This is a genomic window from Massilia sp. LC238 (assembly GCF_000735635.1).
GTDB classification, from domain to species: domain Bacteria; phylum Pseudomonadota; class Gammaproteobacteria; order Burkholderiales; family Burkholderiaceae_D; genus Telluria; species Telluria varians.
In genome coordinates this window covers 58,984-79,286 of the sequence record NZ_JNNN01000075.1, presented here as the reverse complement: position 1 = coordinate 79,286, position 20,303 = coordinate 58,984, and the positions used below count along the sequence as shown (strand labels likewise).

Below are 20,303 nucleotides of genomic sequence, written 5' to 3'. Positions count from 1 at the left end.
TCGTGCTACGCCGACGCCTGCTGTGTTCAACTTCGCTTTCCAAGATAGTCCCCACCAAAATTTAGTGGGGGCTACTTTGCGACCGGCGCCGTTCAGTGTCTAGACGGTGCTGATTTGACGCTTACGTTGAGTATGAAGCACTCGTTGATGATCCATATCAGGTAGAGCAAAAAACCCACCGATTACTGTTTTCGAAACGCGAAGCGAAGGAGTGGTTCCGTTGTACTTCGGAGGACGCAGCCGCTGCGATTAAGCAGATCGCAGGGAATGGTGTAATTATTGAAACCTACAAACGTGCTGAGAGAGCCAAAGCTGAAGCCCTATATCAGAAAAACTTAAGTGAGAGAGACGATCGGATTAAACAGCAGCGAATCAAAGAAGAAACCGAGAGCCGCCTAACGCAAGAAGAAACGTCGATTCGCCTTAAATATAAAAAAGAAACTGAATCGAGGTTTCCTCGGCTATCATTTTCCATCTTCTGGATTTGTAGCGCGGCGTTCGCACTGATCATCATACAGACGATGTTTCCGAACGTCACCGGTAGTGGCGCGCTTGTCCTGGCTTCCATTTCTGGAGCAATTATAGGAGCATTTTTACGGAACTATTTCGAAAAATTGCAGAAAAATTCAAAGCCATATATCTTGCTGGAACAGCAAGGTCAGAGAGAATTCGAAGCAGTTCGAAGGATATCTAAAAATGACCAAGAAATCGAAGATACTACATCAAGCCAATACCCCTCAGATACACTTATTAAACTCAGAGAATTTGTTGGAATACAGGCCAGTGAAGAAAAGATCCGAGAATGCACGATGATTGTTGAACGAGTGGTTGAAGGGTCACTCACAGCGGCTGAATCGAAGAAAGTCGCAATTGCAGTAAAAGTCAAAATAATAGTCAACGCGCCTAAGCAAAATATCATCGACATGATTATTAAATCTCATCCTGGAAGGATTTCGGAAATTACGGCGGCTGATATTGTCAATGAACTCGCTAAACCTGAGATAACTTTAGATAGTCTACCTTACTCCACCTTCGTCGGGCAAGCCGTCAACAAAAAGTGTATGAGCCCAGCTCGTGGCCGGGCCTTCTACGAGTCGAAGGACCTTGACAGATCGCCGCACAACTGCTCGCTGAGCAGGGGGGCTAACTTACCCATGCCTTCACGATTGAAAATGACCAAAGGACGGACTTCCTCTCAGTGAGTGGCCCAACCGGTACCTCTCATTTGATCACATAATCGATTCAACATAATAGATTGCTCTTACTCTACTGTCATATTTTAAACAACCGGAACGAGCCAATAGCCGTTGAACTTTGCTATCGTAAATACCGCCCTCGGGTGCGATAACCCTGCAAGCGCGATTTACAAATACGCTCGCTTCATCCAAATCGATTTCTCGAAGACGAACATTCAACTGAGCTACCCTCCTACTCAACTTTTCCAATTCACCCACGCCGTGCTTGCCCTTTAATAGCAGATTGTCGGCATCCTTTAGCACAGCCCTCGTGTCAGCAAAGTGTAACTGAGTTTTCTTATAGGAATCAATCAAGTCGTAATCCAGTGGCATCAGATTTATTTGTCTGTAAACGTCGTTTAACAGATAGGACACTAAGCCCATTTGTCTGTGCTGCGCAGACTGGAGTTCAATCCATCTACTTTCGCTGTCGGTAACGATGACCGAGCCCGTTACCTGAGCTACAAACAACGACATTTCATAATTCGGTGCCATGCAAAATTGCATGAACTGCCCCCCAACCCCCGGTTGAATTGGTTGGAGCATTGTCAATGGGGAAGCTTCGGCGGTTGCATGCATGGTGTCAATCAGACGATTGGCCACTTCCTCCACTGCATTAAAGTCCCTAACGAGGGAGCGGATTTTGGCGTCCCTAGGAAGCATATGGGTACAGTTCAGATAATCTTCGATAGCCAATTTTCTATGAACTTCAAGGTCACGCACACTCTTCTGCTCCCCTTTTCGAGATCTAGCCATCGCTAACATGGCCTCCATCAAGCTTAGATCGAAAATGGTCGGGTCCGGAATTAGGTTGATAAGACCGCAGTCAATATACGGCTCCAACTCCAACATCAATAGGATGTCTTTTAGTGCCTGATACTTATACTGAGCAGGCTGCTCGATCGGGCTAAATTCAGGCTTAACATTGTTGGGATTAACGATAGGGCTTTCGATTAGAAACTCATCAAACAACGACGCCATCGGTAACGCATGCTCCCCAATAATCCGCACATCAAGAATCCCAGTGTACAAAGCTCTGAACCTGCCATCTGACTTCGGCAACAATGAGTAGATATCCGTATCTCGAGGCCATAAGTCAGAATAAAATCTATAAATCCTTGAGATCTGTTCGTCAGTAATTTCGCGTCTAACGTCTACCCAAGTCTTCCCAGCATCGAGACCCAAGATACCCTTAATCGCGCGACAAAATGCCAGATTTCGTTCACGTACACTTAACTCAATCCAACTGGTCCTCAATTCTTTAGATAAGTCGATGCAACAATTCTTATATTTACGACCGCTTCCACACCCGCATATTTCGTTTCTGCCGAGCTTACCTTCGTCAGTATGTTTCTTCAAGAATTTGTTCTGTGGCTGTGTACGACCAAACGAATCTTGATAATGAGTTCGGCCACCTTCAAAGCTAGCGATCATTTCACCACCAAAGTGATATAGCTCTTCTGATGGCGGCAGAAGCACGTGACGCAACTCGGCCCAATCGCAGTTCAAACTATCTTCCGGATGAAGCCAGCCTTCCTTACCTGCTGCAATAGCCTCTTTGGCTCTCGCTTTAATAATATAATTTATCTTATTTACTTCATCTGCCGCCAACTTCCGCTTATTGATAAAGTTAATGGTATTTACCATTGACTGCCGTATTTTTGTAGCGTTTGTACGTGGCTCGACCGGTTCTACACCGTTTGGGTCTCTTGCGTACTCCAAGTTAGTCAGTATCAGACACCGGTTTTTATCCAAAGGAAATATAGTCTGAGACCCTTTTAGTGCAATGTCAGGATCGTTCGGGTACGAACAGAAATCAGAACTCGGCGGGCACGCATAGTTATAGATAGTGACGGGATGGTCAGAAAGAATGAATTTGACTTCCGACTCATCAGCTGATACTAGTTCCCTGACGCCTTCTGCCCATAACGTAAGATGTAGCGTTCTCAGTGCTTGCATCTCAGCCATTAGCTGAGCTTGACTCAGATCAGGATACTTTGATTTGACCCAATCTAACCCTTTAGGCGTCCGTAATTTTTGTGCGTCTAGATAGATAAAAAGATTTTGAAAACTATTGTGCCACTGCACCTGATCATCAGTTAAAAAGGCTTTGATAGAAGCAGAGCCGTTATCATCTATTGGACCAAATAATTTTTTCTCGATATCATCGTTGACTTCGGTGCCGAAAAAAGTCGAATACAGGTCTCTCGCGTAGAAACATTGTGCTGAGGTAAACCAATTTTTTGCGTGAACAATTTTTGTCGAACCATCTTTTAGCTTTACCTCACGATGCTTCAGATGCCGTAACATATTTTCGTACTCATCAGCGAATCCGTTCTGATGCCATTGCGGTACAAAATGGTTATTTCTTGTCTGGCTCATTGCTTGCTCAAATCTCTTAAATGGGATTAGCTGAATGATGGACGAAGCTGGGAATTTTGGCTTGCTGGAATGCGTGGGATACCATTCTAAGTTCAGGCTTGCATCCCAAAGTACGAAAAGTCGCTGACGCACATCTGCACGCTTGCTATTTGCGTTGCGAAATTTGAATGCATATTTCTGATCGGCGGAGAATCGATCGACGTCAATGTGCGGACCATTTCCGAGCGCCGCCCAATTCGGGCTAGGTCGGTCGTGTCACCTGGTAGCCGCTGCCAGGAAATTCTTGGTGAGTTCTAAGAGCGTCTTCCTCTGCCAATAGGAAAGTGTAAACAGATAAGACCAAATCCAGTGCTTAGTTTACACTTCTAGCGAGTTCTTGCGGGTGACCGTCCTGAGACGAAGCACGTCTCCATAGCTGAACTCACTCACTCACGCGCCGTTTACACTCACGTCTACTATATAGAAGTAGAAAATCTGGCGCATGGGCGTGGGGTGTGAGTTGAAGCGGATTGCAGTATAGCAAAACGCGGCCCCGGCCGAAGGCCCCGATGGCGCGCCTGACGCGAATTAGCGACGCACCGAGGCCGCGCCGCGGTTGGCCAGCACGTCCGCGCGCTCGTTGCCCGGATGGCCGTTATGGCCGCGCACCCAGCGCCATTCGACCGCATGCTGCTGCTGCGCCAGGTCGAGCGCCTTCCACAGGTCGTCGTTCTTCACCGGTTCCTTGGTCGAGGTCTTCCAGCCGCGCGCCTTCCAGCCGTGGATCCATTCCGAAATCCCCTTCTGCACGTACTGGCTGTCGGTGTGCAGCACGACCTGGCACGGGCGGTTCAGCACGCCGAGCGCCTCGATCACGGCGCGCAGCTCCATGCGGTTGTTGGTGGTGTTCGGCTCGCCGCCGAAGATTTCCTTTTCGTGGCCATTGGAGACCAGCAGCGCGCCCCAGCCGCCGGTGCCTGGATTGCCCTTGCAGGCGCCGTCGGTATAAATCTCGACCTTGGTATCGTTGTTTGCTTCGCTCATTCTCTATTCGCCGCCGGCACTGCTGCCGGCCGCTTGCTCGTTTTCTTGTTCCATGCAGGTCCGATGATGTGCATGCCCTTGACCCGCTTGATGGCGTGGACCACGTACACGGCGCCCAGGTAGGGCCACCAGCGCCGGCCGGCCGACTCCATCATCGAGAACCGGCTCAGCCAATGGGCTGTCCGGCACGGCGGCGCGTAGCAGCCGAAGTGACTACGCGTGGCGCCGAGATTCAGCAATTTTAACCAGTCCTTCAGGCGCGGCATAGAGATGAACTCGCCGGAGGCCGGCAGGTAGCCGCTGCGCGTGACCTTGCCCACGCCCTGGCGCATGCCCCACAGGCTGGCCGGGTTGAAGCCGCAGATGATCAGCTGCCCGTCCGGGATCAGCACGCGCTCGACTTCGCGCAGCACCTGGTGCGGCTCGGCGGCAAACTCGAGCACGTGCGGCAGCACCACCAGGTCGATGCTGTGCGAGGCGAAGGGTAGCTCTTCGAAGTCGAGCGCCACCGCGATCTGCTGGCCGCCGGCCGCAAAGGCGAGTTCGTCGGCAGTCGAGGTGCGGATCGCGGCCTGCCACTTGTTGGGCATGCGGCTGGCCGCCAGCGCGTCGAGCTGGGGCACGCCGATCTGCAGCGCATTGAAGCCGAAGATGTCGACCGTGAGCTCGTCGAGGCAGGCCTGCTCGAAGGCGCGCACGTAGGCGCCCGCCGGCGATTGCAGCCAGTGGTCGAGCGCTATAATGGATTTTTCCGATGCCGCGCTGTCCATGCCACCCTTTCAGCCTCCACATTTACCATGACGAGTCAAGCACGCCAGGACCTTGCAGTCCTTACCGTTCCCGCCTTTAACGACAATTACCTGTGGGTGATCCATGACGGCGTCCATGCAGCAGTGGTCGACCCGGGCGATGCCGGCCCCATCCAGGAAACGCTGGCCGAACACCATCTTACCCTTTCCGCCATTTTACTCACCCATCACCATGCTGACCATATCGGTGGCGTGCCTGCCCTGTTGGCGCAGGGCAGTGTTCCGGTATTCGGACCACGCAATGACGGCATCGAGGGCATTACCCAGGCGCTGGGCGAAGGCGAGCGCATCAAGGTGCCGGGGCTCGACCTGGAACTCGAGGTGCTCGAGGTGCCGGGCCATACGCTGGGCCACATCGCCTATGTGCGGCGCACGCCTGGCGCGCACTGGCTGTTCTGCGGCGATACCCTGTTTGCCGGCGGCTGCGGCCGGCTGTTCGAAGGGACGCCGGCGCAGATGGCGGACTCGCTCGCCAAGCTGGCCGCGCTGCCGGACGATACGCTGGTCTATTGCGCGCACGAATACACGGTGTCGAACCTGCGCTTCGCGCAGGCGGTCGAACCGGACAACCAGGGACTCGCCCTGCGCATGAAGGACGCAAGCGAGCGGCGTGGGACGCGCTTGCCGACGGTGCCGTCGACCATCGGACTGGAACGCGGGACCAATCCCTTCCTGCGCTACACGGAAGCAGGGATCGTGAAGAGCCTGGTGCAAGCCGGCAGGCTGAAGGAAGGCGCGGCGCCGGTGGAGGCCTTCGCGGCGCTGCGCGAGTGGAAGAACGTGTTTTGAACGATCACGATGGCCGGCCGCGCCGGCCATCGTAGGGACATCAGATTTCTTCGTACAGCGGCAGGGTCAGGAACTCGGCAAACGTATCCGAGGTCGACATCTGCTCGAAGATCTCGGCGGCGCGCGCATAGCTCGGATTGTCGCCGTTTGGCGCCACCGCCTTCACCTTGGCCAGCTCTTCCGGAATCATCGCGCGCACCATCTCGGCCGTCACCTTGCGGCCATCCTCGAGCACACCCTTGGGGGTACGGATCCACTGCCACACCTGCGAGCGGCTGATCTCGGCCGTTGCGGCGTCTTCCATCAGGTTATGGATCGGCACGCAGCCGTTGCCGGCCAGCCAGGCGCCGAGATAGTGGATGCCGACGTTGATGTTGTAGCGCAGGCCCTCTTCCGTGATCGGCGTTTCCGGCTTGAAGTCGAGCAGTTCGGCCGCCGTCACCTTGACGTCGGGACGCTGCTTCTCGATCTGGTTGGGCTTGTCGCCCAGCACCTTCACGAACTCGCTCATCGCCAGGTCCACCAGGCCCGGGTGGGCCACCCAGCCGCCGTCATAGCCGTCGGTGGCATCGCGTGCCTTGTCGCTGCGCACGCCGCCCATGGCGACCTCGTTCTTCGCCGGGTCGTTCTTGATCGGGATCAGCGCCGACATGCCGCCGATCGCCGGCGCACCGCGCTTGTGGCAGGTCTTCAGGAGCAGCAGCGCATAGGCGCGCATGAAGGGCGCCGTCATCGTCACCTTGGCGCGGTCGGCCAGGCAGAAGTCCTTGTCCAGCTTGAACTTCTTGATGCACGAGAAGATGTAGTCCCAGCGGCCGGCGTTCAGGCCGGCGCTGTGCTCGCGCAGCTCGTACAGGATCTCGTCCATCTCGAAGGCCGCCAGGATGGTCTCGATCAGCACAGTCGCCTTGATGGTGCCGCGCGGCAGGCCGAGCGCTTCCTGGGTCATGATGAAGATGTCGTTCCACAACCGTGCCTCGTGGTGCGATTCCATCTTCGGCAGGTAGAAGTACGGGCCGGCGCCGCGCGCCAGCTGTTCCTTCGCGTTATGGAACATGAACAGGGCAAAGTCGAAGATTCCGCCCGAGACCCGCTTGCCGTCGACCAGCACGTGCTTCTCGTCCAGGTGCCAGCCGCGCGGGCGCACCACCAGGGTGGCCACCTTGTCGTTCAGCTGGTAGGTCTTGCCGTTCTGCTCGAGCGAGATGGTGCGGCGCACGGCGTCGCGCATGTTCAGCTGGCCGGTGATCTGGTTGTCCCAGTTCGGCGTGTTCGAATCCTCGAAATCGGTCATGTAGCTGTCCGCGCCGGAATTGAGCGCGTTGATGACCATCTTGCGCTCGACCGGGCCGGTGATCTCCACGCGGCGGCATGCGAGGGCCGGCGGGATCGGCGCGATCTTCCAGTCGCCTTCGCGGATGTGCGCGGTGTCGGGCAGGAAGTCGGGACGTTCGCCCGCGTCGAGGCGGCGGGCGCGTTCGGCGCGCGCAGCCAGCAACTGCTGGCGGCGCGGCTCGAAGGCGCGCGACAGCGTCGCGACCAGCTCGAGGGCCTCAATCGTCAGGATCTGTTCGTAACCAGGCTTGATCTCGGCGGTAATCTGCATGCCGTCTGGGGTGGCGATCGTCATTGCTCAACTCCTGTAAGTGGGAAACGGGTGCGCGCCTGCACCCCATGCAGGGCGTCTTGGCGTTTGTCATAGCATCAAGTATATTCACTTACAGATAGCTAAACGATACATTTTCTCACTACATCTGTGCGTTTTTGTATCAAATCGGGAGGGCAATGGACAAGTTCAGGCAGATCTCCACCTTCGTGGAAGTGGTGGCACGCGGCAGCCTGTCGGCGGCCGCGCGCGCCGAAGGCATCGCGCCGGCCATGATCGGCCGCCGCCTCGATGCTCTCGAGGCGCGCCTCGGCGTCAAGCTCCTGCAGCGCACCACGCGCCGCCTGGCGCTGACCGACGAAGGCGCGGCCTTCCTGGAGGACTGCCAGCGCATCCTCGTCGAACTCGAGGAAGCCGAATCCGCCGCCGCCGAACGCAGCGCCCGCGCCACCGGCCATTTGCTGGTGTCGGCGCCGGCCGGATTCGGGCGCCAGCACGTGGCGACCCTGCTGCCCTCCTTCCTGGCCGAGCACCGCGAGCTGACGGTCAACCTCAACCTCACCGACCGCCTGGTGGACGTGGTCGGCGAAGGCGTCGACGTGGCGATCCGCATTGCCAGCCTGACCGACTCGAACCTGGTCGGCACCAAGCTGGCCGACAACCACCGCGTGGTGGTCGGCGCGCCGGCCTACCTGAAGCGCCACGGGCGCCCGCGGGTGCTGGCCGACCTGGCGAAACACAACTGCCTGGCGATCAGCAGCGAAGGCAGCCAGCGCGGCTGGACCTTCCTCGACAAGGGCAAGCCGGTCACCCTCAAGGTGGGCGGCAACATGGAGTGCAACGACGGCGCGGTCCTGCACGCCTGGGCCCTGGCAGGCAAGGGGCTGGCCTGGCGTTCGATGTGGGAAGTGGGCGCGCAGATCGCAGCGGGCGAACTGTGCACCGTGCTGGACGAATTCGCCGCGCCCGGTAATGACATTTATGCGGTATTCGCTCAGCGGCAGCACTTGCCTTTACGCATACGCGCTTTCGTCGACTTCTTGCGTCGCAGCTATTCTCAGCCGGAGTATTGGCGGATATGAGGGCCAGTCATGCGCTACGGGTAGCACCCTGAGCTGAACAGGCAAAAAAAAATCCCCGGCGATCCGGGGATTTTTTGCTATCGCTGGAGAGCGATTACAGCGGCTGGATGTTCGCGGCCTGCTTGCCCTTCGGGCCAGTGGTCACGTCGAACGAAACGCGCTGGTTCTCTTGCAGCGATTTGAAGCCGGTGCTCTGGATTGCCGAGAAGTGTGCGAACAGATCTTCGCCGCCTTCATCAGGGGTGATGAAGCCGAAACCCTTCGAATCATTGAACCATTTAACGATGCCAGTTGCCATTACAATTTCCTATTTCAGTTAAGTTGGGCTTGCGCCCGTTTAAGATCGTTTGAAGAAGCAAGAAAGGAATGACAGACAGACTGCACTACTACCTACAACCCAACGATCCCGCATTATACCGAATAAAAACGGCGGAACACCCATTTTACGCTGTAAAAAAGCGGATATCCGCAACAATTCCCATAAAAATTCTCATTTTCAACTTTTATGGGCCTGTTTTCGATTCGGCAGTAGGGAAAATATAGGCCATCGAGTGGCCGCAAATTTGCACGGCATCAAACGATTCTGCGATGATTCATTGCGATTAGGCATTACGAGGAAGCCGCAAACCGGCTAGCGCCGGCGCGAGCGCGTGGGGCGCGAAGGGATCAGGCCAGGCCGTGCGGATCACGGCGCGCTGCGTCCACGAACTGCAGCAGTTCACCGACCCAGGCGGCCCAGTCGCTGGCGGCGACGGCTTCGAAGGCGGTCAGCACGCGCAGGCGCTGCTCCAGCAGGCGCGCATGCTGGCCGAGGCCGCGGTAGCCGAAGGTGACGGCGGAGCCGGCCATGGTATGCAGCATGGCCTGCAGCTCGGCGGCGGCGGCCGCCGGTTGCGCCGGATCGAGCCCGGCGCCCAATTGCCCGATGCGCTCGAGGGTCGCGGGGAGCCGGCTGGCAAAGCCGGCGTTCGCCGTCGCCAGGCGCGAGAAGAACTGCTGGTCCGCCGCGTGCATGCCCGCTCTCCTCCCGGTGCCGTGCTTACTTGGTGCCGAAGATGCGGTCGCCGGCGTCGCCCAGGCCCGGCACGATGTAGGCGTCCTCGTTCAGGTGCGAATCGAGCGAGGCGACGTAGACCTTCACGTCCGGGTGCGACTTCTGGAACACCTCGATCCCTTCCGGTGCGGCCACCAGGGCCAGGAACAGGATCTGCTCGCTCGGCACGCCGCGCTTCTTCAGCACGTCGACGGCATGGACCGCCGAATTGCCGGTCGCGATCATCGGGTCGCACAGGATGAAGGTACGCTCGTTGGTGTCCGGCAGGCGCACCAGGTACTCGACCGGCTCGTGGGTGTCCGGGTCGCGGAACACGCCGATATGGCCGACGCGCGCCGAGGGCACCAGCTCCAGCAGGCCGTCGCTCATGCCGATGCCGGCGCGCAGGATCGGCACGATCGCCAGCTTCTTGCCGGCGATGACCGGCGCCTCGATCGTCACCAGCGGGGTCTGCACGGTGCGGGTGGTCAGCGGCAGGTCGCGCGTGATCTCGTACCCCATCAAGAGCGTGAGCTCGCGCAGCAGTTCGCGGAAGGTGCGCGTGGACGTATCGTGCTCGCGCATGTGCGACAGCTTGTGCTGGATGAGCGGGTGGTTCAGGATGAAGAGGTTGGGAAAGCGCGGATCTTGTTTCATGGTCGATATCGAACGTGTTGGTGTGAGGCTCTTGGACCGGCATTATCCCAGCCACGCGCCTGTTTGTCCCTTTTTTCTGCACATTTCGACAAGAAACCGTACAGCGCTGCGTTTTCTCGCCCTGTTTACCCCGTCGCCAGCGCCCGCGCCAGGATCGCGCCGCAGTCGCTGGATGCCGGCAGCCGCCCGAAGGCGCCGCCCGGCTCGGAAGCGATGCGCGAGGCCACGAAGACATCCGCCACGTAGCCCGGCGCATGGCGCAGCAGCAGCGCGCCCTGCACCGCCAGCACCAGGCGCTCGGCCAGGCGCCGCGCGCCGGATTCGATCGCGGCCTGGGCCGGCAGCTCGTCGAGCAGGCGGGCGGCATAGGCATCGAAGCGCCCGTCCAGCCCCCGTGCCGGCTCCAGCTCGGCGGCCAGCGCCGCGCGCGCCTCCGGCAGCGACTTGCCGAGCGCGCGCAGCACGTCGAGGCACATCACGTTGCCCGAGCCTTCCCAGATCGAGTTGACCGGAAGTTCGCGGTAAATGCGCGCCAGGGGACCGTCCTCGACGTAGCCGTTGCCGCCCATGACCTCCATCGCCTCGGCGCCGAAGGCCGGGCCGCGCTTGCAGATCCAGTACTTGCCGGCCGGGGTCAGGATGCGCCCGAGCAGGGCTTGCGCCGGATCGTCGGCCTGGTCGAAGCAGCGCGCCAGGCGCAGGGCAAAGGCGGTGGCGGCTTCGGATTCGAGCGCCAGGTCGGCCAGCACGTTCTGCATCAGGGGCTGCTCGCTGAGGACGCGCCCGAAGACCCTGCGCCCGCGCGCGTGGTGCAGCGCATGGCACAGCGCCGCGCGCATGATGCCGGCGCTGCCGAGCACGCAATCGAGCCGGGTATAGCCGCCCATCTCGAGGATGGTGGGGATGCCGCGCCCCGGCGCGCCGACCATCCACCCGACCGCGCCTTGGAATTCCACTTCCGAGGAAGCGTTCGAACGGTTGCCCAGCTTGTCCTTCAGGCGCTGCACGCGGATCGGGTTGCGGCTGCCGTCCGGCAGGTAGCGCGGCACGAAGAAGCAGCTCAGGTGGTCCGGCATTCCGGCCGCGCTGCCCGCCTCATCGGTCTGCGCCAGGATCAGGTGGGCGTCGGACTGCGGCACCGAGAAGAACCATTTGTGGCCGACGATGCGCCAGGCGCCCTCGCCTTCGGCGCCGAAGCGCGCGCTCGCCTCGCCCGGCAGGATCGGCTCGGCACGGGTGGTGTTGGCGCGCACGTCGCTGCCTCCCTGCTTCTCGGTCATGCCCATGCCCACCAGCGCGCCGCGCTTGTGCGCGACCGGCAGCGAGCGCGGGTCGTAGTCGTTCGACAGGATCTTCGGCAGCCAGGTGGCCGCCAGGGCCGGCACGCGGCGCAGCGCCGGCACCGAGGCGAAGGTCATCGTCACCGGGCACTGGGCGCCGTTCTCCACCTGGCCGAACAGCAGATACTGGGCGGCGCGCGCCACCTGGGCGCCCGGGCGCGGGTCGAGCCAGGGTGCCGAATGGGCGCCGGCCCCGATCAGCAGCGACATCAAGCGATGCCAGGCCGGATGGAACTCGATTTCGTCGATGCGGTTGCCCATGCGGTCATGGCTCACCAGGCGCGGCCCGTGGGCATTGGCCAGGCGCGCCAGGTCGAGGATCTCGGCACGGCCGAGCTCGGCGCCCAGGGCGTCCAGCGCCGCGCCGGCCCAGCCCGCTCCCTCGCGTTCGACCGCCTCGCGCAGCGCCGGGTCGCAGCGAAACAGGTTCACGTCCGCGAAGGGCGTGGCCTGGTTCAGCACCTCATGGGTATCGAAGGAACTGTCGAAGGGCTTCATTTTTCGCTCATTCTTCCGTTAAAGAGAACTGGGCCGCGACCAAGTGTTGCAACTCAGCATCAACTCACAGGCAACAATCGTCGAGTAATTTGCTGCAGAGCAATAATCGGCGACAATAATAGTATGTATAACTTGCTTCGACAGCAATAACGCTAACGTAAAGGGCTTGCGAAGGCAAGCCGCTGCGGCAGCGCAAGCACGAACAAAACCAGACCGGCACTTGTGATTTTTAATGCCTTTCGGAATCTTTCGATGCTACAGTCACACTGGGTTTGGTAGACTTGCATGATTTACACGTGGCCGGTCAGCGCGTGCGAGCAACAACAAGGCAGACATTCAAGAATGCACACCAGTTCCACCGCCGCAAAATTCGAGCCGCGCAAGCAGCCGCCGTCGCTGCTTGACAGCCTGCTCGAAGCGGCCGGCGACATCGTGCTGCGCGTGACCCTCGGCGGCCAGGTGCGCGCCGCCAGTCGCCGGGCGCTGACCCTGACCGGCGTGGAAACGGGCGGCCGGCCCCTGGTCTCGCTGGTCCATGACGTCGACCAGCAGGCGCTGAAGAATGCCCTCGCCCATGCCGCCGCCAGCGGCGACCCGGCGCTGGTCGAGGCGCGCTTTCGCTGCAACGAACGCGACATCTGGTTCGAACTGCGCATCGCACTGATCACCTCTGGCGACGATGCTCCGCTGCTCGTGGTCGGCCGCGACATGTCGGCCCAGCACGCCACCGAGGAACGCCTGCGCCACATGGCGACCCACGATTCGCTCACCGAGCTGCCGAACCGGGTGCTGCTGTCGGACCGTATCCGCATGGTGATCGCCAATGCGCGCCGCTCCGGCCAGGGCTTCGCGGTCGCCACCATCGGCCTGGACGGCTTCAAGAAGGTCAACGACGGCCTCGGGCACGCGGTCGGCGACGCGGTGCTGCGCATGGCCGCCGGGCGCCTGCGCCGCACGCTGCGCGACAGCGACACCCTGGCGCGGGTCGGCGGGGACGAATTCGTCGCGGTGCTGCCGGGGTCGAGCAACGAGGCGCAGATCAAGCTGGTCACGGGGCGCCTGATGGCGGCGCTGCAGTCGCCCTTCGAGATCGACGGCCACACCATCTACCTGGCCGGCTCGATCGGCGTGTCGGTGTATCCGGAGCACGCCGAAGACGAAGTGCAGCTCGTGACCCTGGCCGACACCGCCATGTCGCGCGCCAAGGAGACCGGCAAGGCGCGCACCGTCACCTACAGTCCGCGCGACCAGGGCCCGCCCGAGCACGACATCTCGCTCGAGGCCGCCATGTTCAACGCCGTGCGCGAGGGCGAGTTCCAGCTCTACTACCAGCCGATCGTCGATACCCGCAACCGCACCATCGAAGGCTTCGAGACCCTGATGCGCTGGAAGCACCCGACCCTGGGCATGGTGCCCCCGGGCCGCTTCATCCCGATCGCCGAGGCCAACGGCCTGATCAACCTGCTCGGCGCCTGGGCGCTGAAGGCGGCCTGCATGCAGATCCGCCAGTTCGAGGAAGCGGCTGGCCGCGAGCTCTACATCTCGGTGAACATCAGCCCGCGCCAGTTCAGGAGCGACAAGTTCCTCACCGTGCTGGACGATGCGCTGGCCCTGTCCGGCACGCCGGGCAGCAAGCTGGTGCTCGAGATCACCGAAGGCACGCTGATGGTCGACCCGGTCCACGCCGAATCGGTGCTGGTCAAGATGGCCGAGCGCGGCGCCCGCATCGCCATCGACGACTTCGGCACCGGCTATTCGAGCCTGGCCTACCTGAAGCGCTTCCCGATCTCGGTGCTGAAGGTCGACCGCGCCTTCGTGAAGGACCTGCCGGGCGCCGAGAAGGACGCCGCGATCTGCAACGCCGTGCTCGACCTGGCCAAGCACCTCGACCTGTCGGTGGTGGCCGAAGGGGTCGAGACCGAAGCGCAGCTGGGCTGGCTGGACGCTCTGGGCTGCCAGTACGTGCAGGGCTACCTGACCGGCAAACCGATGCCGGCCCACGTGGCCCTGACCGCGCTGAAAGAAAATCTTTACACCGAATTACTGCCGCACGACTTCCGGGCGATCCGACCATGACCCTTCTTTCCGACACCCCGCGCTCGCCCCGTGCCGCAGCCACCCTGTCCCTGCTGTGGGAACGCATCCGCCGGCAGGGCGACATGCCGGGCTTCACCAAGGCCATCAACGCCATCCTCGCCTCCATGCGTGGCGAGGACGAGCGCGAGTTCTCGATGACCCAGACGGTGCTGTCGGATCCGGTCCTGACCCAGAAGGTGCTGCGCCTGGCCAACAGCGGCATGTACTCGGCCTTCGGCCAGCGCATCAACACGGTCTCGAAAGCCGTGCTGGTGCTCGGCACCGAGGCCATCGGCCACCTGGCGCTGGGCCTGAAACTGATCGAGGAACTGGCGAAGTCGACGCCGGACACCGAGACCGCCCACATCGAGATGGAAAAGGCGGTGCTGGCCGGCATGGTGGCCCAGCAGGTGGCGGCCAGCGCGGTCTCGCGCGACCCCGAGGAAGCGGTGGTGTGCTCGATCCTGCATTCGCTGGGCCGCATGATGGTCACCTTCTACATGCCGGAACGCTGGGCCCAGCTGCGCGAAGCGGGCGGCGCCGGACGCGAGGACCTGGCGGCCGAATCCGTGCTCGGCCTGTCGCTGGAAGAGATCGGCCGCGCCACCGCCGAGCACTGGGGCCTGCCGCGCAACCTGGTGGCCGGCATGCGCCGCGTCGAACCGGGCGAGCGCGGCGCGGAGTTCGGCCATGACGACTGGCTGGCGGCGCTCGGCACCATGTCGACCCAGGCCGCCGAGGCCCTGTGGCACGACGACGATGCGGCGGCGAGCCGCGTGACGGCGCTGGCCGAGAGCTTCGCCCCGATGCTGGGCGTGGAAGCGACCGGGCTGCTGGACGCGATCGACAAGGCGCGCACGACCGCCGCCTCGGACCTGAGCATCGCCCCGCTGGCCAAGCCGGCCGAGAAGCGCGCCAAGCTGGTGGCCGCGACCCGCAAGCGCATGGCCGGCAACAAGATATTGATGAGCGGCGTGGCCGACATGCGCGACGCAGGCAGCGGCGCGACGCCGGGCCAGATGATGTCGATGGCCCTGGAGACCATCCACAAGGGCCTGTCCTTCACCCGCTCGTTCGCCTTCTTGCGCAACCGCCGCGAGGGCCGCTATTGCGCCCGCCTCGGCCTGGGCGAAGGCAGCAAGGCACAGCTAGCCAACCTGGTGTTCGACGACGCCTACGAGCCGAACGTGTTCCATGCGGCGCTGGGAAGCGACCGCGTGATCTTCATCGAGAATGCCCAGGACCCCAAGTTCGCCGCCAAGCTGCCGGGCTGGTGGAAAGGCACGCTGAGCGAGGCGCGCTGCTTCGTCGTGATCCCGCTGTGCACCCACGGGCAGCCGGCCGGCTTCATCTACGGCGAATGGGACGACAGCTTCCCGCAAGTGGTGCTGAGCCAGACCGAGTTCTCGCTGCTGAACGACCTGCGCGGGCTGGTGGTGCGCACGGTGGAGCGGCGCCACCAGGTGGAGGCAGTGGCGACGCGGGTGTAAGCGCCGCGCCGCGGGCCCGGCGGCGCCCGTCACCACGTCTTAGCCGAGTTTCGGCGTTCCTACTTTCACATCTCCGCACTGCGCCCGGTGCATCAGCGCATGGTCGATCAGCACCAGCGCCAGCATCGCCTCGGCGATCGGCGTCGCGCGGATGCCCACGCAGGGGTCGTGGCGGCCGAAGGTCTCGACCATGACCGGATTGCCGTCCTTGTCGATCGAGCGGCGCGGCGTGCGGATCGACGAGGTCGGCTTGATCGCGATCGAGACCGTGATGTCCTGGCCGGTCGAGATGCCGCCCAGCACCCCACCCGCATTGTTGCCCACAAAACCCTCGGGCGTGAGTTCGTCGCCATGCTCCGAACCCTTCTGCGCCACCGAGGCGAAGCCGGCGCCGATCTCCACGCCCTTGACCGCGTTAATCCCCATCATGGCATAGGCGATGTCGGCGTCGAGCTTGTCGTAGATTGGCTGGCCCCAGCCGACAGGCACGCCGCGCGCCACCACGTCGATGCGCGCGCCGATCGAGTCGCCGGCGCGGCGCAGCTCGTCCATCGCCGCTTCCATGCGCGCCAGGAGATCGGCGTCTGCGGTCGCGGCGAAGAAGGGATTCGCATGCACGTGTTCGAACGATTGGAACGGCACTGCGATGTCGCCCAGCTGGGTCATGCAGCCGAAGAATTCGGTGCCGTACCGCTCGCGCAGCCATTTCTTGGCCACCGCGCCGGCGCCGACGATCGGCGCCGTGAGGCGGGCCGACGAGCGGCCGCCGCCGCGCGGGTCGCGCACGCCGTACTTGTGCCAGTAGGTGTAGTCGGCATGGCCCGGACGGAAAGTCTCGGTGATGTTGCCGTAGTCCTTGCTGCGCTGGTCTTCGTTGGGAATCAGGAGGGCGATCGGCGTGCCGGTCGTCACGCCCTGGTACACGCCCGACAGGATCTGCACCCGGTCGGCTTCCTGGCGCTGGGTCACGTGGCGCGAGGTGCCGGGCTTGCGGCGGTCGAGCTCGGGCTGGATGTCGGCTTCGGAAAGCGCCATGCCGGGCGGGCAGCCGTCGATGACGCAGCCGATGGCCGGGCCGTGCGACTCGCCAAAAGTGGTTACGGAGAACAGCTTGCCGAAAGAGTTGCCGGACATGGTGGGTCTGTTTTCAAAATGGTGGGTTTGTCATTCTACCAGCATGGCGACAGCAAGTCAGAAGCCCCCTCGGGTCCGATTTGTGCCGCCGTCCTCTTCCTTAGGCACGAGGATAGTTGCCATATGGATACATATTTATCGGCTAAGCCCCTTCCAAGGCTTCCAAATTGGCAATTGCATATATACTGGCCACATCAAAAAGACCAGCCAACTGGAGATGTAGATGTCTGCCCCTATGCCGCCTATGGGCACTTTGACGGAAGCGAGCGGCGACCGAGACGACCTGGTCTTCGCCGACGAGGCCGGCCTGTCCACGCCCGCGCCAGCGAACGCCACCTGGCGCATCCTGGTCGTGGACGACGACGCCGACGTGCACTCGACCACCACCTTCGCCCTGAAGAACGTCGAGATGCAGGGCCGCCCGCTCGAGTTCCTGCACGCGTATTCGGCGCGCGAGGCGCGCGCCATCGTCGAACGGCAGCCCGACATCGCCGTCGTCCTGCTCGACGTGGTGATGGAGCGTCCCGATGCCGGCCTGCAGCTGGTGCGCCAGATCCGCGAGGAGCTTGGCATGATCGAAGTGCGCATCATCCTGCGCACCGGCCAGCCGGGCTATGCGCCCGAAATCGAGGCCATCCGCGGCTATGACATCAACGACTACCGTACCAAGTCCGAACTCACCCGCACCAAGCTGTACACGGCGGTGGCCGCCGCGGTGCGCTCCTACCAGCAGCTGCGCGCGCTCGACGCCAGCCGCGCGGGCCTGGAACGGATCGTCTCGGCCGGCGCCTCCCTGATGTCCCTGCACGGCGTGCTTGACGTGGCCCAGAGCGTGCTGCGCCAGGCCGCCGGCCTGCTCGGCCAGGCGCCCGACGGCGTGCTGTGCGTGCGCGAGAGCGGCCAGGGCCGCCCCGACATCCTGCACGTGGTGGCCGCGGCCGGCGACCATGCGCGGCTCGAGGGCCGCGAACTGAGCCCGCAGCGCTACCCCGTACTTGCCGAGGTGGCCGGCAGCACCCTGGGCGCGCGCAGCGGCCTCGAGGCGGACGGCTGGCTGTCGCTTCACTTCCCCGGCAAGGCCGGCCGCGATTTCGCCGCCTGCATTCCCTTCGACCGCCAGCTCGGCGACCTGGAGCGCCGCCTGCTCGAGGTGTTCGCCAGCGTGGTGGCGGTCGGCCTCGATAACGTCGAACTGGTCACGCACCTGAACCAGGCCGCGTTCCGCGACCAGCTCACCGGCCTGCCGAACCGCACCCGCCTGGTCGAGCTGATCGACGCCCTGCTGGCCGGGCCCGAGCGCGGCACGGCGACGCTCGCCCTCGTCGACCTCGACCACTTCGCGGAGACCAACGACGCGCTGGGCCACCATTTCGGCGACCTGCTGCTGGTGGCAGTCGGCAAGCGCCTGAAATCCCGGCTCGACCCGCGCCTGGAGATCGCACGGATCGGCGGCGACATCTTCTGCGTGCTGGGCGAGGCCGGCGCGGTGCAGCCGGGTGCGATCCAGGCGCTGTTCCGCGTACCCTTCCATATCGACGGACAGGACGTGCAGGTCTCCGCCACGCTCGGCCTGGTGCGGCTCGCCGAGCACGACGGCAGCGGCGCCGATGCGCTGAAGGATGCCGACATCGCGCTCAAGCGCGCCAAGTCGCAGCAGCGCGCCGGACACTTCTACTTTTCTCGAAGCATGGGCGTGGAGATCCGCGAACGCGTGCGCATGATGCACGCGCTGCGCAGCGGTTTCCAGCGCGGCGAACTGTTCCTGGCCTACCAGCCGCAGGTCGACCTGGGCAGCAACCGGCCCTTCGGCGCCGAGGCGCTGCTGCGCTGGCGCACCGAGGACGGGCGCCTGGTGGGACCGGACCGCTTCATCCCGATCGCCGAGTACTCGGGCCTGATCGTCGACATCGGCGAGTGGGTGCTGCGCCAGGCCCTGCTCGAGCTGGTGCGCCTGCGCGCCAGCGGGCACCTGGACTTCACGATGTCGGTGAACGTCTCGCAGGTGCAGTTCCGCCACCCGCAATTCGTGGACATGCTGCGCCGCGCGCTGGATGTGACGAAGGCGCCGCCCGAGTTCGTGGAGCTGGAAATCACCGAATCGATGGCCATGGAAGAGCCGGCGCTGCTCGTCGAAAAGCTGGCCCAGGTCAAGCGCACCGGCGTGTCGATCGCGATCGACGATTTCGGCACCGGCTTTTCCTCGCTGTCGCACCTGCAGCGCCTGCAGGTCGACCGTTTGAAGATCGATCGCACTTTTGTGACCGGGATCACGGGCTCGGCGCGCGGCAGCAGCATTGCGGAAATGGTGATCCAGCTGGGCCGCAACCTGGGCCTGTCGGTCATCGCGGAAGGGGTCGAGGACGAGCGCCAGGCGCACATCCTGCGCACGCTGGGCTGCCCGCTGGCGCAGGGCTTCCTGTACTCGCGGCCGCTGTCGCCGGAAGCACTGCAAGAGTGGCTCGGGAAGCAGGCCTTGATCGCGGCGGCTTGATCTACGACGGGTTTGGCCGGCGATGCCGGCCAAACCCGGGAATCAATCCTCAGTGGCCTGCTCGGCCGGCCAGTCGCGAATGTAGGCCTTGAGCATGCGGTTCTCGAAGCTCTGCGCTTCCAGCACCGCCTTGGCCACGTCGTAGAACGAGATCACGCCCAGCAGGGTGCGGGCATTCATCACCGGCAGGTAGCGCGCGTGCTTCTCCAGCATGATGCGGCGCACTTCGTTGACTTCGGTATCCGGCGTGACGGTGATCGGGCTGTCGTCCATCACCTTGCGCACGGTGCCGTTGCCGAGCGCCCCGCCCTGCGCATGCAGTTCCTTGATCACTTCGCGGAAGGTCAGCATACCGACCAGGTCGCCATATTCCATGACGACCAGCGAGCCGATGTCCTTTTCCGCCATCGTCGCGGCCGCCTGCACCAGCGGCATGTCGGGAGTGACGGTGTAGAGGATTTCGCCTTTGACCTGCAGGATCTCGGAGACTTTCATGGTAGCCACCCCGTCCGGTTGGTTTGTAATTGCAGCAATATTTGTATAACTCATAACTTGACTGTAGCCGATGCCCGCCAAAAAATCCAGCGCTGCACCAATTTAGGGAAGAGCAATGTTGCGCAAGCATAAATCAATGCTAGGATGCCCGCCATCTCCTTAC

Annotated in this window: 16 protein-coding genes; 6 read left to right on the top strand and 10 right to left on the bottom strand. The window is 62.1% G+C overall.

Going from position 1 to position 20,303, the window contains the following annotated elements; genetic code table 11:
- The first annotated feature begins 521 nt into the window (after nt 1-521).
- The gene (locus FG94_RS27440) at nt 522-1,202 is read left to right on the top strand and encodes a hypothetical protein (RefSeq protein WP_152571071.1); all 681 of its coding nucleotides are present in this window, start codon (nt 522-524) and stop codon (nt 1,200-1,202) included.
- 27 nt (nt 1,203-1,229) lie between these two features.
- Here the strand turns inward: FG94_RS27440 and FG94_RS26800 are convergent, their stop codons facing one another.
- From FG94_RS26800 to FG94_RS20725, 3 genes are all read right to left on the bottom strand, one after another.
- Nucleotides 1,230-3,617 carry a DUF4238 domain-containing protein gene (locus FG94_RS26800; protein WP_081926109.1) on the bottom strand — a complete coding sequence of 796 codons (2,388 nt, stop codon included), beginning with the start codon at nt 3,615-3,617 and terminating at the stop codon, nt 1,230-1,232.
- 567 nt (nt 3,618-4,184) lie between these two features.
- Nucleotides 4,185-4,640, bottom strand: a complete 456-nt coding sequence (gene rnhA / locus FG94_RS20730) for a ribonuclease HI (RefSeq protein ID WP_036215649.1) — start codon at nt 4,638-4,640, stop codon at nt 4,185-4,187.
- Nucleotides 4,637-5,410, bottom strand: coding sequence for a class I SAM-dependent methyltransferase (locus FG94_RS20725; protein WP_036215646.1), 774 nt, complete (start codon nt 5,408-5,410; stop codon nt 4,637-4,639). The genes rnhA and FG94_RS20725 overlap by 4 nt, the downstream gene beginning before the upstream one ends.
- 27 nt (nt 5,411-5,437) lie before the next feature.
- On the opposite strand from FG94_RS20725, the gene gloB reads away from it, so the two are divergent.
- Nucleotides 5,438-6,238: a hydroxyacylglutathione hydrolase gene (gloB, locus tag FG94_RS20720; protein WP_036215644.1), complete on the top strand. Its 801-nt coding sequence runs from the start codon at nt 5,438-5,440 to the stop codon at nt 6,236-6,238.
- Between the two features lie 40 nt (nt 6,239-6,278).
- Here the strand turns inward: gloB and aceB are convergent, their stop codons facing one another.
- Complete coding sequence (gene aceB / locus FG94_RS20715) at nt 6,279-7,868, bottom strand: malate synthase A (protein ID WP_036215641.1); 1,590 nt, start codon at nt 7,866-7,868, stop codon at nt 6,279-6,281.
- A 155-nt stretch (nt 7,869-8,023) separates the two neighbouring features.
- Between aceB and FG94_RS20710 the strand changes: the two genes are divergently transcribed.
- Nucleotides 8,024-8,926, top strand: a complete 903-nt coding sequence (locus tag FG94_RS20710; protein ID WP_036215639.1) for a LysR family transcriptional regulator — start codon at nt 8,024-8,026, stop codon at nt 8,924-8,926.
- A 94-nt stretch (nt 8,927-9,020) separates the two neighbouring features.
- Here the strand turns inward: FG94_RS20710 and FG94_RS20705 are convergent, their stop codons facing one another.
- From FG94_RS20705 to FG94_RS20690, 4 genes are all read right to left on the bottom strand, one after another.
- Nucleotides 9,021-9,224 (bottom strand): cold-shock protein, encoded by a 204-nt coding sequence (locus FG94_RS20705; RefSeq protein WP_036215636.1) that lies wholly within the window; start codon nt 9,222-9,224, stop codon nt 9,021-9,023.
- A 368-nt stretch (nt 9,225-9,592) separates the two neighbouring features.
- On the bottom strand, nt 9,593-9,940 hold the full coding sequence (locus tag FG94_RS20700; protein WP_036215633.1) for an Hpt domain-containing protein: 348 nt from the start codon (nt 9,938-9,940) through the stop codon (nt 9,593-9,595).
- Nucleotides 9,941-9,965: 25 nt separating this feature from the next.
- Nucleotides 9,966-10,616 (bottom strand): uracil phosphoribosyltransferase, encoded by a 651-nt coding sequence (gene upp / locus FG94_RS20695; RefSeq protein ID WP_027867535.1) that lies wholly within the window; start codon nt 10,614-10,616, stop codon nt 9,966-9,968.
- A gap of 125 nt (nt 10,617-10,741) precedes the next feature.
- Nucleotides 10,742-12,454, bottom strand: a complete 1,713-nt coding sequence (locus FG94_RS20690) for an isovaleryl-CoA dehydrogenase (RefSeq protein WP_036215632.1) — start codon at nt 12,452-12,454, stop codon at nt 10,742-10,744.
- Nucleotides 12,455-12,796: 342 nt separating this feature from the next.
- Between FG94_RS20690 and FG94_RS20685 the strand changes: the two genes are divergently transcribed.
- Both FG94_RS20685 and FG94_RS20680 read left to right on the top strand, forming a co-directional pair.
- Nucleotides 12,797-14,530 carry a bifunctional diguanylate cyclase/phosphodiesterase gene (locus FG94_RS20685; protein WP_036215631.1) on the top strand — a complete coding sequence of 578 codons (1,734 nt, stop codon included), beginning with the start codon at nt 12,797-12,799 and terminating at the stop codon, nt 14,528-14,530.
- On the top strand, nt 14,527-16,020 hold the full coding sequence (locus FG94_RS20680; RefSeq protein ID WP_036215629.1) for an HDOD domain-containing protein: 1,494 nt from the start codon (nt 14,527-14,529) through the stop codon (nt 16,018-16,020). The genes FG94_RS20685 and FG94_RS20680 overlap by 4 nt, the downstream gene beginning before the upstream one ends.
- Before the next feature lie 39 nt (nt 16,021-16,059).
- Here FG94_RS20680 and aroC read toward each other — a convergent pair whose 3' ends face one another.
- Nucleotides 16,060-17,154 (bottom strand): chorismate synthase, encoded by a 1,095-nt coding sequence (gene aroC / locus FG94_RS20675; protein WP_036215626.1) that lies wholly within the window; start codon nt 17,152-17,154, stop codon nt 16,060-16,062.
- A gap of 223 nt (nt 17,155-17,377) precedes the next feature.
- Between aroC and FG94_RS20670 the strand changes: the two genes are divergently transcribed.
- Nucleotides 17,378-19,645 carry an EAL domain-containing protein gene (locus FG94_RS20670; RefSeq protein WP_036215623.1) on the top strand — a complete coding sequence of 756 codons (2,268 nt, stop codon included), beginning with the start codon at nt 17,378-17,380 and terminating at the stop codon, nt 19,643-19,645.
- 42 nt (nt 19,646-19,687) lie between these two features.
- Here FG94_RS20670 and FG94_RS20665 read toward each other — a convergent pair whose 3' ends face one another.
- Nucleotides 19,688-20,140 (bottom strand): CBS domain-containing protein, encoded by a 453-nt coding sequence (locus tag FG94_RS20665; RefSeq protein ID WP_027867541.1) that lies wholly within the window; start codon nt 20,138-20,140, stop codon nt 19,688-19,690.
- Between the last annotated feature and the right edge of the window lie 163 nt (nt 20,141-20,303).

Coding starts and splice junctions, on each gene's coding strand:
- FG94_RS27440 (WP_152571071.1), top strand. CDS start 522: ATGTTTCCGAACGTCACCGGTAGTGGCGCGCTTGTCCTGGCTTCCATT.
- FG94_RS26800 (WP_081926109.1), bottom strand. CDS start 3,617: ATGAGCCAGACAAGAAATAACCATTTTGTACCGCAATGGCATCAGAAC.
- rnhA (WP_036215649.1), bottom strand. CDS start 4,640: ATGAGCGAAGCAAACAACGATACCAAGGTCGAGATTTATACCGACGGC.
- FG94_RS20725 (WP_036215646.1), bottom strand. CDS start 5,410: ATGGACAGCGCGGCATCGGAAAAATCCATTATAGCGCTCGACCACTGG.
- gloB (WP_036215644.1), top strand. CDS start 5,438: ATGACGAGTCAAGCACGCCAGGACCTTGCAGTCCTTACCGTTCCCGCC.
- aceB (WP_036215641.1), bottom strand. CDS start 7,868: ATGACGATCGCCACCCCAGACGGCATGCAGATTACCGCCGAGATCAAG.
- FG94_RS20710 (WP_036215639.1), top strand. CDS start 8,024: ATGGACAAGTTCAGGCAGATCTCCACCTTCGTGGAAGTGGTGGCACGC.
- FG94_RS20705 (WP_036215636.1), bottom strand. CDS start 9,224: ATGGCAACTGGCATCGTTAAATGGTTCAATGATTCGAAGGGTTTCGGC.
- FG94_RS20700 (WP_036215633.1), bottom strand. CDS start 9,940: ATGCACGCGGCGGACCAGCAGTTCTTCTCGCGCCTGGCGACGGCGAAC.
- upp (WP_027867535.1), bottom strand. CDS start 10,616: ATGAAACAAGATCCGCGCTTTCCCAACCTCTTCATCCTGAACCACCCG.
- FG94_RS20690 (WP_036215632.1), bottom strand. CDS start 12,454: ATGAAGCCCTTCGACAGTTCCTTCGATACCCATGAGGTGCTGAACCAG.
- FG94_RS20685 (WP_036215631.1), top strand. CDS start 12,797: ATGCACACCAGTTCCACCGCCGCAAAATTCGAGCCGCGCAAGCAGCCG.
- FG94_RS20680 (WP_036215629.1), top strand. CDS start 14,527: ATGACCCTTCTTTCCGACACCCCGCGCTCGCCCCGTGCCGCAGCCACC.
- aroC (WP_036215626.1), bottom strand. CDS start 17,154: ATGTCCGGCAACTCTTTCGGCAAGCTGTTCTCCGTAACCACTTTTGGC.
- FG94_RS20670 (WP_036215623.1), top strand. CDS start 17,378: ATGTCTGCCCCTATGCCGCCTATGGGCACTTTGACGGAAGCGAGCGGC.
- FG94_RS20665 (WP_027867541.1), bottom strand. CDS start 20,140: ATGAAAGTCTCCGAGATCCTGCAGGTCAAAGGCGAAATCCTCTACACC.